Source organism: Kineococcus sp. TRM81007 (assembly GCF_022669155.1).
Taxonomy (GTDB): domain Bacteria; phylum Actinomycetota; class Actinomycetes; order Actinomycetales; family Kineococcaceae; genus Kineococcus.
Genome location: NZ_JALBVB010000044.1, coordinates 84,541 through 94,618 on the forward strand (window position 1 = coordinate 84,541; position 10,078 = coordinate 94,618).

At 76.0% G+C, this 10,078-nt stretch carries 10 protein-coding genes and 1 tRNA gene; 5 read left to right on the top strand and 6 right to left on the bottom strand.

Annotation, left to right across the window (positions count from 1 at the left end; genetic code table 11):
- The first annotated feature begins 7 nt into the window (after positions 1-7).
- From MN205_RS07910 to MN205_RS07920, 3 genes are read left to right on the top strand one after another with little or no spacing between them, the layout of a single operon-like run.
- Positions 8-1,303 (top strand): O-antigen ligase, encoded by a 1,296-nt coding sequence (locus MN205_RS07910; RefSeq protein WP_242126009.1) that lies wholly within the window; start codon positions 8-10, stop codon positions 1,301-1,303.
- Entirely contained in the window at positions 1,300-2,634 is a 1,335-nt protein-coding gene (locus MN205_RS07915) for a lipopolysaccharide biosynthesis protein (protein ID WP_242126011.1), read from the top strand. Before MN205_RS07910 ends, MN205_RS07915 begins: the two co-directional genes overlap by 4 nt.
- 41 nt (positions 2,635-2,675) lie before the next feature.
- Positions 2,676-3,722 (top strand): hypothetical protein, encoded by a 1,047-nt coding sequence (locus MN205_RS07920; protein ID WP_242126013.1) that lies wholly within the window; start codon positions 2,676-2,678, stop codon positions 3,720-3,722.
- Here MN205_RS07920 and MN205_RS07925 read toward each other — a convergent pair.
- The 6 genes from MN205_RS07925 to MN205_RS07950 all read right to left on the bottom strand — a co-directional run bounded on the left by MN205_RS07925 (position 3,699) and on the right by MN205_RS07950 (position 8,614).
- Positions 3,699-4,334: a serine O-acetyltransferase gene (locus tag MN205_RS07925; protein WP_242126015.1), complete on the bottom strand. Its 636-nt coding sequence runs from the start codon at positions 4,332-4,334 to the stop codon at positions 3,699-3,701. The genes MN205_RS07920 and MN205_RS07925 overlap by 24 nt on opposite strands.
- A 92-nt stretch (positions 4,335-4,426) precedes the next feature.
- Entirely contained in the window at positions 4,427-5,023 is a 597-nt protein-coding gene (pth, locus tag MN205_RS07930; RefSeq protein WP_242126017.1) for an aminoacyl-tRNA hydrolase, read from the bottom strand.
- Positions 5,024-5,052: 29 nt separating this feature from the next.
- A complete protein-coding gene (locus MN205_RS07935; protein WP_242126019.1) occupies positions 5,053-5,685 on the bottom strand; it encodes a 50S ribosomal protein L25/general stress protein Ctc in 633 nt (210 codons plus the stop codon).
- A gap of 200 nt (positions 5,686-5,885) precedes the next feature.
- Positions 5,886-6,863 (bottom strand): ribose-phosphate diphosphokinase, encoded by a 978-nt coding sequence (locus MN205_RS07940; protein WP_242126021.1) that lies wholly within the window; start codon positions 6,861-6,863, stop codon positions 5,886-5,888.
- Complete coding sequence (gene glmU, locus MN205_RS07945) at positions 6,860-8,329, bottom strand: bifunctional UDP-N-acetylglucosamine diphosphorylase/glucosamine-1-phosphate N-acetyltransferase GlmU (RefSeq protein WP_374115889.1); 1,470 nt, start codon at positions 8,327-8,329, stop codon at positions 6,860-6,862. Before glmU ends, MN205_RS07940 begins: the two co-directional genes overlap by 4 nt.
- A 213-nt stretch (positions 8,330-8,542) precedes the next feature.
- Positions 8,543-8,614, bottom strand: a tRNA-Gln gene (locus tag MN205_RS07950).
- Positions 8,615-8,819: 205 nt separating this feature from the next.
- On the opposite strand from MN205_RS07950, the gene MN205_RS07955 reads away from it, so the two are divergent.
- Positions 8,820-9,479, top strand: coding sequence for a TetR/AcrR family transcriptional regulator (locus MN205_RS07955; protein WP_255818449.1), 660 nt, complete (start codon positions 8,820-8,822; stop codon positions 9,477-9,479).
- Positions 9,480-9,489: 10 nt separating this feature from the next.
- A complete protein-coding gene (locus tag MN205_RS07960; protein ID WP_242126027.1) occupies positions 9,490-10,032 on the top strand; it encodes a MarR family winged helix-turn-helix transcriptional regulator in 543 nt (180 codons plus the stop codon).
- Positions 10,033-10,078 lie beyond the last annotated feature (46 nt).

Here is a 10,078-nt window from a genome sequence, read left to right on the forward strand (position 1 = left end):
ACCGGGCGTGCCGCTGCCGCTGGTCCGGCGGGTCGCTCCGGCGCCGGCCCCGTCCGCGCCCCCGCGACCCGGGCCCGGCGCCGCCACCGGCGGCCCGCACCCGTTCGTCGCCGGCTACGCCGTCGTCGTCCTGGTCCTCGGCACGGGCGCCTTCGCGCCCCTCGCCCAGGGCGGGCGCGTCCAGACGGTCGTCTTCGCGCTGTGGGCCTGCGCCTACCTGGTGGCCGCCGCGGGGGTCTTCGACTCCGTCTTCCGCCGCCGCGAGCCCCTGCGGTTCCCGCCCGTGCTGCTGCTGTACACCGCGCTCACCGCCCTGTCGACGCTCTGGTCCGTCGCTCCCGGGCTGACCGGCCGCCGCAGCCTCGGGCTGATCGGCACCGTCGCCGTGGGGGTCTTCCTCGCCCGCGAGCTGAGCGCCCTGGACCTGCTCGACGCCGTCCGGCGGGCCGTGCTGGTGGTGGCCGTCAGCTCGCTGCTGCTGTTCGCGAGCGGGTCGGGCCTGGCCCTGGACGAGGTCCACGGCACCCTGCGCGGGGTCCTCTCGACGAAGAACACCCTCGGCCGGGTCCTGGCCCTCGGCGTCCTGGCCGCCGCGCTCCTCGCCCTGCTCGACCACCGCCGCCGCAGGCGGGCCGCGGTCAGCGGGGTGCTCCTGCTCGGCACGCTGCCGCTGACCGCCTCCACCGGCGGGGCGGTCATCGCGCTCGCCGCGGTGCTCACCGCCGCGACCGTCGCGGTCGCCCGGCAGCGCCGGGGCGCCTCCGCCGTCGCCGCTGCGGCGGCCCTGTCCGCCGCCGCGGCGTGCGCGCTCCTGCCCAGCGTCTCGGCCGCGGACGCGACCGGTGCGATCGGGGAGGACGCGACCCTGACGGGACGCACCGACATCTGGCGCCAGTCCCTGCAGGCGCTGTCGCAGCGGCCGCTCCTCGGGCACGGCTACGGCGCCTTCTGGGACGAGGACGCCGGCGCCCCGGCGGCGGACCTCATCCGCGCCCGCCTGCAGTGGCCGGTGCCCAACGCCCACAACGGCCTGCTCGACGTCGGGCTCGACCTCGGCGTCGCGGGCGCCCTCCTCGTGCTGCTCCTGCTCGCCGGCACCGCCGCGCGCGGCGTCCTCGACCTGCACCGCGGGGACGCCCCCGCGGCAGCCCTGCGGTTGTCCGTCACCGCCTACACCGTGATCGCCACCCTCGTGGAGACCGGCCTGGTGCAGCAGAACTCGACCTACACGCTGCTGCTGGCCGCCGCCGCGGCGCTCCCCGGCACCCGCGCGGCGCGCGACCTCACCGGGAGGGCCGCGTGAAGCTCGGAGCCTCGGCGCTCGTGCACCGGCTGCACGGCTTCAGCCGGCGCGGCAGCACGCGCGCCACGTCGTGGTCGATGCTGGGCCAGCTGACCGCCATCCTGTCCTCGACCGCCAACTTCCTGCTCCTGGCGCGCGTGGTGGGGCCGCAGCAGTACGGGCTCATCGCCGGCGCCTGGGCGCTGGTGCTGGCCGTGGCGCCCGTCGCCGCGCTGGGCTCGGACCGGCTCATCGTCCGCGACGTCAGCGCCGGCGCCACCGCGCCGTCGCGGGCGCTCGGGCACGCGCTGGTCACGGCCGCCACCGGCTGGGCCGTCGTCGTCGGCGGCCTGCTCGCCCTGCACTCGATGCTGCTGCCGCAGACGCCGATCGCGCTGATCGCCTACCTGGCCGTGGCCGACATCGTCGCCCTGCAGACGGTCACGATCATCACGGCCCTGTGCTTCGCGACCCGCAACGCGCGCGCGGCCGGCATCTGCACGATCACCGTGCACCTCACGAAGCTGCTCGCCGTGGTCGTCTTCGTCCTCACCGGCGGCGACGACCCGGTGCGGTGGGCGATGACCTACGCGGTGCTGTCGGTGCTGTCCACGGCGGTCCAGCTCGGGTTCGCCGTCCGCCGCTTCGGGCGCCCCAGCGCGCGCGGCTTCCACCCCCTGCGGCGGGCGCGCGAGGGCCTGCCGTACAGCGGCAACGTGGTCGCCACGGTCGTCCAGAACGACGCGGACAAGACGCTCCTCGTGCGCCACGGCCTCGTGGTCGAGGCCGGGCACTACAGCGTCGCCTACCGCCTGGCCTCCATGGCCTACCTGCCGGTGCTGGCCGTCCTGCAGGCGGCCTTCCCCCGCTTCTTCGCCCTCGGCGGGGAGGGCGGCCTGCCCGCCACCACGGCCCTCGCCCGCCGCATGGCCCTGCCGCTCCTCGCCTACGCCGGGGTGGCCGCCCTCGGCCTGGCGGTGTGCGCGCCCGTCGTGCCGGTGCTCATCGGCGAGGAGTACCGCGACTCGGTGGGGCTGCTGACGCTGCTCGCCCCGCTGGTCGTCGTCAAGGTCGTCCAGTCCCTCGCGGGGGACGCCCTCACCGGCGCCGGCCGGCAGCACACCAGGACCGTGTGCGTCGGCACCGCCGCGGCCGTGAACGTCGCCGTGAACCTCGTCCTGATCCCGACGATGGGCCTGACCGGCGCCCTGGTGGCCACGTTCACCGCGGAGGTCCTGCAGGCGGCGCTGCTGCTGCTGTCCATCCGCACCGGGCTGCGCCGCGCGCGCGGCGCGCCGCAGCCCGGACCGCGGCAGCCGGCCGGGAGCGCCACCGCGGACCCCTCGGCCTGACCCCACCCCGAACCCGCTCCCCGCACGACGTGAGGATCCCCGTGAGCACCACCCGGCAGCCCGTCACCCTCGAGATCACGGTCTCCCCCACGGACTGGCGGCACGCCGTCCACGTCCTGCCGCACCAGCTGCGGCAGCTGGCGGGCCAGGTGGAGGCCGTGCAGTTCACCCTGAACCGGCAGCAGAGCCGCGGGCGCTGGGGCGACGCGGCCGCGCGCGGTGCCGCCGAGCTGGAGGAGCTGCTGCGCGAGCTGTGCGAACGGCACCCCCACGCCCGCGTGCGCGAGGTCGACACCTCCCCGGCGGTGCGGCGGGAGGTCGGTGAACGGTTCTTCGGCGGGCGGCCCGTACCGCTGAAGAACCACGACGGCGGCCCGTTCTACTCCTACTTCTTCGGCTGGCACACGGCGCCGCACGACCTCGTCCTGCACACCGACTCGGACATGCTGTTCGGCGGCGGCAGCCCCACGTGGGTCGCCGAGGCCGTCGACCTGCTGCGCTCGCAGCCGGACGTCCTGTGCGTGGCACCGCTGCCCGGCCCGCCCACCCCGGACGGGGAGTTCCCGGAGCGGATCAGGGCCCAGCACACCCGGATGGGCGGCCCGCCGCAGCGCCACGAGCACCCCTCGCTCGCCTACCGCCTGCACGGGTGCAGCACCCGCCTGTGGTTGTTCGACCGCTCCACCCTGGCGCAGCGCCTGGGGGGGATGCCGCTGGAGGCGCCGCGCCTGCGCAGCGCCCTGCGGGCGCGCGCGGAGGGCAACCCGCCGGTGGAGCTGCCGGAGAAGAGCATGAGCCGGCGCATGAACCGGCTGGGCCTGCGGCGCATCGACGTCCTGGGCACCGGCCCGGGCATGTGGAGCCTGCACCCCACGATGCGCTCGGAGGAGTTCTACGCGCAGCTGCCGGAGGTGGTGCGGCGCGTGGAGGCCGGTGAGGTCCCGCCGGGACAGCTGGGCGACTACGACGTCAACGACAGCTTCGTGGACTGGAGCAGCGCGCGCGAGGCGCTGCGCCGGCAGACGTGGCAGCGGCGACTGGCGCGCCGCGCGGGGGAACGGGTCTCAGCCGTCCTCGGCCGGGCCTGACCCGCCCGCCCCCGCGACCGGGGACGGCTCGCCCCGGAACCGCTGGGGGTCCTCGCGCACGTCGACCCGGTTCGCGGCGGGCCTGGGGGGACGGACCGTCGCGACCGGTGCGAGCACCCGCGACCCGGCCGGCACGTCGTCGATCACGAGGGCGTGGGGACCGACCAGGACGTCGTCCCCCACGGTGACCGCGCCGACCGCCGACGAACCGGGCCCGAACTGCACGCGGTCGCCGACCACGGGGCGCCCGCCCCTGGTCGCCGACCCCAGCCCCAGGGTCACGTTGTGCCGCACCAGGCAGTCGTCGCCGATGACGGACCCGGGCACGAGGACGACGCCCTGGGCGTGGGGCAGGTGGAGCCGGCGGCCGACGCTGGCGTCGGGTGGCAGCTCGACGCCGTACAGGTTCACCACCAGCACGCGCGCGGCCCGCGCCAGCGTCCACGCCAGCCGGCCCTTCAGCGACCTGTCGTCCATGCTGCTGCGCCCGAGGCGGTGCGCGGCCAGCGCGTGGAAGCCCGGGCTGAGCGGGCGCCGCCCGTGGGTGGCGAAGTCCTCGCGCACCAGGTCCCACCACGTCGTCGTACCCTCGACCCCCCGTCGAGCACGCACAGCGACCACCTCCTCACGACGAACCTACCGCAGCGTCAGGGTGCGATCCATCGTGACCACGCGTGACCAAACGTGCGGGCCCGGCGGGTGCGTCACGACGGGCTGTGGAACCTCTGCTGCGCGGCCTCCAGGCCCTGCAGGGTCAGCAGCTCCACGGCGTCCGCGGCGTCCCCCAGCAGGAACGGCAGGTCCCTGCGCTCGACGGTGGAGAACTCCCGGAGCACGAAGTCGGCCGGGTCCTGCCGCCCCGGCGGTCGGCCGACCCCCACCCGCACGCGGGCGTAGTCCTTGCCGCCCAGGGACTTCGAGACGGAGCGCAGGCCGTTGTGACCGCCCTCCCCGCCACCGCGCTTGAGGCGGACGGCGCCGAAGGGCACGTCCAGCTCGTCGTGGACGACGACGAGCTGCTCCAGCGGCACGTCGTAGTACTTCGCCAGGCCCGCCACGGGACCACCGGAGACGTTCATGTACGAGGTGGGGGCCGCGAGCACCGCCCGCGGCCCGGGCACCCCGCCGGGACCGGTGCCCAGGCGCACCTCGGCGACCCGGGCACCGGAGCGGTGGCGCTTGAACGAGGCCGACGCGCGGCCCGCCAGCTCGGCGAGGACCATCTGCCCGACGTTGTGCCGGGTGCGCTCGTACTCGGCACCGGGGTTGCCCAGCCCGACGACGAGCCACGCGTCGCTCACTCAGCCCTCCCGCGGGTGCGGACCGGCGCTCAGGCCTCGCCGCCCTGGTCGTCCGACTGGGGCTCCTCGCGCACGATGCCGGCCTCGGACTCCAGGGACTCCAGCTCGGCCTCCGCCTGCTCGGCGGTGGCGGCGGCCTGCACCACGACGACGAGCTGCTCGGGGTCGCCGGCCAGCGAGGTGCCCTCGGGGAGGGTGACGTCGCCGGCGGCCACGCGGCTGCCGGCCTCCAGGCCCTCCACGGAGACCTCCAGGGTCTCCGGCAGGTGGGTCGCCTCGGCCTCGACGGACAGCGTCGTCAGCTCCTGGTTGACGATGGTGCCCGCGGCGGCCTCACCGGTCAGGGCCAGCGGGACGTCGACGGAGACCTTCTCGCCGCGGCTGACGACGATCAGGTCGACGTGCTCGATGAAGCCCTTGATCGGGTCGCGCTGGACGTCCTTGGGCAGCGTCAGGTGGTTCTCGCCCTCGACGTCGATGCTCAGCAGGGCGTTGGCGTGCTTCAGCGCCATCATGGTGGCGTGGCCCGGCAGGGTCACGTGCAGCGGCGCCTCGCCGTGCCCGTACACCACCGCGGGGATCTTGTCGTCGCGGCGGATGCGGCGGGCGGCGCCCTTGCCGAACTCGGTGCGCTTCTCGGCGGACAGCTTGGTCTCGGCCACTGGGGCTCTCCTCGTGAGGTCGGGGTTCGTGCAGACAGACCTCGGGAGAGCGGGGCGCGCCCGTCCACCGCGTCGATCACGGAGGGCGCTGCGCGCCGTCCCTCGCCGAGGCAACCGGGCCCCAGTCTACCGGCGCCGCGCACCCCGGCCGACCGCGCGCCGGTCCCCGGACGGGGACCGGCGGCGGGCCGGTCACCGGATCAGCTGTGCCCGTCGAACAGGCTGGTGACCGAGCCGTCGTCGAAGACCTCGCGGATGGCGCGCGCCAGCAGCGGGGCGATGGACAGGGTGGTCAGCTGCGGGAACCGCTGCGCCTCGGCGATGGGCAGCGTGTTGGTCACCACCAGCTCCGAGATCGGCGAGTTCTTCAGCCGGTCCACCGCCGGGCCCGACAGCACGGCGTGGGTGGCGGCGGCGATGACGTCCGCGGCGCCGTTCGCCTTCAGCGCCTCGGCGGCCTGGACGATCGTGCCGGCGGTGTCGATGAGGTCGTCCACCAGCACGCAGGTGCGGCCCTCGACGTCGCCGACCACCTCGTGCACCTTGACCTGGTTGGGCACGTTCGGGTCGCGGCGCTTGTGGATGATCGCCAGGGGGGCGCCCAGCCGGTCGGACCAGAGGTCGGCCACGCGCACCCGGCCCGCGTCCGGGGACACGATCGTCAGGTTGGAGCGGTCGACCCGCTTGCCGACGTGGTCGGCGAGGATCGGCAGCGCCCAGAGGTGGTCCACGGGCCCGTCGAAGAAGCCCTGGATCTGGGCGGTGTGCAGGTCCACCGACATCAGGCGGTCGGCGCCGGCGGTCTTGAACATGTCGGCGATCAGCCGCGCGGAGATCGGCTCGCGGCCGCGACCCTTCTTGTCCTGGCGGGCGTAGCCGTAGAACGGGGCGACCACGGTGATGCGCTTGGCGGAGGCCCGCTTCAGCGCGTCCACCATGATCAGGTGCTCCATGATCCACTGGTTGACGTTCGCGGTGTGGCTCTGGATGACGAACGCGTCGGAGCCGCGCACGCTCTCCTCGAAGCGCACGTAGATCTCCGAGTTGGCGAAGTCGTAGGCGCTGGTGGGCACCAGTTCCGCGCCCAGCGCGGCGGACACCTCCCGCGCGAGCTCCGGGTGCGCGCGCCCGGAGATGAGCATCATCCGCTTCTCGCCGGTGGTGGTGATGCCGGTCATGGTCGTTGCTCCCTGCCCTCGGTGGTGGCTCCGGTGCCCTCGGTGGCGCCCGTGCTGCTCGTGGTGCCCGTGGCGCCCGCCTCGCGCGCGCCGCTCGCGTCCCGCTCGGCCCGCAGCGCCGCCTCGGCGGCCGGGGTGCCGGGGCGGTGGCGCGCGGTCCAGCCCTCGACGTTGCGCTGCGGGGCGACGCTGATGGCCAGCGCCCCGGCGGGGACGTCCTTGCGGATGACGGTGCCGGCGCCCGAGTAGGCGCCGTCGCCGACCGTCACCGGCGCGACGTACATGGTGTCCGACCCCATCCGCACGTGGGAGCCGACGGTGGTGCGGGCCTTGCTGACGCCGTCGTAGTTGACGAAGATCGAGGCGGCGCCGATGTTCGAGTGCTCGCCGATCGTGGCGTCGCCCACGTACGACAGGTGCGGGACCTTCGAGCCCCGCCCGATCTCGGCGTTCTTCGTCTCCACGAAGGTGCCGATCCTCCCGTCCGCGCCCAGGCGGGTGCCCGGGCGCAGGTACGCGAACGGCCCCACGTGCGCGCCGTCGCCGAGGACGGCGGAGCTGCCGTGCGTGCGCTCGACCACCGCCCCGGCGCCGACCTCCACGTCGGTGAGCGTGCAGTCCGGCCCGACGACGGCGCCCGCGGCGACGCGGGTGCGCCCGTGCAGCTGCACCCCCGGCAGGAGCGTGACGTCCGCCCGGAGCTCCACGTCGGCGTCGATCCACGTGGTGCGCGGGTCGGTCACGGTGACGCCGGCGAGCATCCAGCGGCGCAGCGTGCGCGCGTTGGCCTCGGCGGCCAGCTCCGCCAGCTGCAGGCGGTCGTTGACACCGCGGATCTCCCACTCGTCGGTGACCGCGAGCGCCTCGACCCGGTGCCCGTCGGCGCGCAGCAGGCCGAGCACGTCCGTCAGGTAGACCTCCCCGGCGGCGTTGTCGCGACCGACCCGGCCCAGCGCGGCGCGCAGCGCGGGCGCGTCGAAGGCGTAGACGCCGGAGTTCACCTCGTGGACCGCGCGCTCGTCCTCGGTGGCGTCCTTCTGCTCGACGATGGCGCGCACGCCGCGCTCGTCGCGCAGGACCCGCCCGTACCCGGTGGGGTCGGCGAGCTCGGCGGTGAGGACGGTCATCGCGTTGCCGCCGGCGGCGTGCGCGGCGACCAGGCGGCGCAGCGTGCCGGCCGAGAGCAGCGGCACGTCGCCGTAGGTGACGACGACGGTGCCGGTCAGGTCGGCCGGGAGGGCGTCCAGGCCGCACTGCACGGCGCGGCCGGTGCCGGGGACGTCGTCCTGCAGGGCGACGACGGCGCCCGGGTCCGCGGCGCGCAGGCCCTGCGCGACCCGCTCGGCCTGGTGGCGCAGCACGACGACGAGGTGCCGCGGGCCGGTGGCGCGCGCGGCGGCCACGGCGTGCGCGAGCAGCGGGCGGCCGCCGAGGGGGTGCAGCACCTTGGGCAGCTGCGACTTCATGCGGGTGCCCTCACCGGCCGCCAGGACCACCACGGCGGCGGGGGCCGGGCCCGGCGGACCGGGCGGTGGGGCGGTGGGGTCGGCGGGGCTGGTCTGGGGAGTGCTCACGCGGGGCGCGCTCCTCGCGGGCTCGGGGCGGCGGAGGCAGGGCCGGCGGGCGGCCCCGGGGCGAGGATAACGGCCCGGCCCTGCCCGGCCGACCAGCCCGCCACGCTCCCGGGAGAGGATTCGAACCCCTACTGGACGGGACCAAAACCCGCCGTGCTGCCGTTACACCACCCGGGAGGGCGCTCCGGCCCGCGAGCGGACCGGTGCGGGGCCATCCTGCCAGCAGAGCGCGGGCGTCCCCGCCCGCACCGCGGGCCGCCCGCCACCACCCGCGCCACCACCCGCGCCCCCGCCCGCACCCCCGCCCGCGCCACCACCCGGTCGGCGCAGCGGCGGGTGCCCGGGGCAGGATGGTCGCGTGTCCCCCCGCCCCCGTTCCCGCATGACCGGCGGGGAGCGCCGCGAGCAGCTCATCGGCATCGGCCGCGCCCTGTTCGCCGAGCGCGGGGTGGAGGGCACCACCGTGGAGGAGATCGCCGCGCGCGCGGGCGTGTCGAAGCCGGTGGTGTACGAGCACTTCGGCGGCAAGGAGGGGCTGTACGCGGTCGTGGTGGACCGCGAGATCGCCGCCCTGCTGTCCGCGATCACGGTCGCGCTGTCCGAGCGGGGCAGCCCCCGCACCCGGCTGGAGCGCTCGATCACCGCCCTGCTGGACTACATCGAGGGCTCCACCGACGGCTTCCGCATCCTGGTGCGCGACTCCCCCGCCGCCGGTTCCACGGGCACCTTCGCCAGCCTCATCTCCGACATCGCCCGCCAGGTGGAGCACCTGCTGGTGGACGCGTTCGCCGCCCGCGGCTTCCCGCCGCAGACGGCCTCGCTGTACGCGCAGGGGCTCGTCGGCATGGTCGCGGTCACGGGCCAGTGGTGGCTGGACACGCGCGAGCCGCCCAAGGAGGAGGTGGCGGCGCACCTGGTGAACCTGGCGTGGAACGGGCTGAGGGGCCTGGAGCGCTCCCCCCGGCTGCCGGTGCGCGCCCGCGGCGACGACGCGCCCCCCACCTCGCCGCGGCCCGCCGACCCGGAGCCGGGCACGCCCTAGAGTCGCTGCCGTGGCACGCGACGCAGGCCGGTCCCCGGGCGCGACGCCGCCCGCCGACGAGGTCGACCTGATCGTCGCGGCGTGGCGGCGCGAGACCCCGCAGCTCGACGTCGAGCCGCTGGAGGTGCTCTCCCGCGTCGCCCGCCTGGCGCGGCACCTGGACCGGCTGCGCCGCGACGCGTTCGCCGCGCACGAGCTGGAGACGTGGGAGTTCGACGTCCTGGCGGCGCTGCGGCGGGCGGGTGCGCCTCACGAGCTGTCCCCGGGGCAGCTGGTCGTCCAGACGCTGGTGACCAGCGGCACGATGACGAACCGGGTGGACCGCCTCGCCGGTCGGGGCCTGGTGCAGCGCCGGCCGGCCCCCGACGACGGGCGCAGCGTGCGGGTGCGGCTGACGGCGGAGGGCGCCGCGGTGGTCGACGCCGCGCTGGCCGACCTGGTCCGCGCCGAGCACCGGATGCTGGCGGTGCTGGACGAGCGGGAGCGCCGGTCGCTGGCGACGCTGCTGCGGCGGGTGGCGGCGCCCTTCGAGAGGTCCGGCGCGGCGGACTGAGACGGCCGCGGGCCGCCCACCCGTCACCCACCCGACCCCGGGCGCG

What these genes read in the sequence shown, in the direction of transcription:
- glmU (WP_374115889.1), bottom strand. Translation starts at nt 8,329, where the DNA reads ATGAAGTCGCAGCTGCCCAAGGTGCTGCACCCCCTCGGCGGCCGCCCG.
- MN205_RS07940 (WP_242126021.1), bottom strand. Translation starts at nt 6,863, where the DNA reads ATGACCGGCATCACCACCACCGGCGAGAAGCGGATGATGCTCATCTCC.
- MN205_RS07955 (WP_255818449.1), top strand. Translation starts at nt 8,820, where the DNA reads ATGACCGGCGGGGAGCGCCGCGAGCAGCTCATCGGCATCGGCCGCGCC.